This is a genomic window from Dellaglioa sp. CoH-56-MRSF-11 (genome assembly GCF_056782135.1).
The window spans coordinates 1-238 of sequence record NZ_JBXAYE010000165.1; the positions used below are offsets into that span (position 1 = coordinate 1).

1 protein-coding gene is annotated in these 238 nt (G+C 57.6%); it reads right to left on the minus strand.

Annotated features, from left to right (window positions below; genetic code table 11):
* On the minus strand, nt 1-238 hold a 238-nt coding region (locus AC1RPT_RS08245; RefSeq protein ID WP_481763065.1), incomplete at both ends, for an RNA ligase family protein.

Below are 238 nucleotides of genomic sequence, written 5' to 3' on the forward strand. Positions count from 1 at the left end.
GTCATACACGTAGAAGCCGTAGTAGCCCTCGGGGAATCCTTCGAAGTTCGATTGAATACCCGAACCGCACAGCTCACCTTGGATTGCTACCGCGCGCTCCAGCGTCGCCAGCTTTTCGAGGACCTGCTCTTCGCGCGCCGTTTTCCAGAACTGGTTGCCTTCAGTCTCCACCAGATCGAGGTTACGCGAGCACACACCAGCCACAAATTCAGGGAGGTTGCCCTCTGCGTCCGGTTTG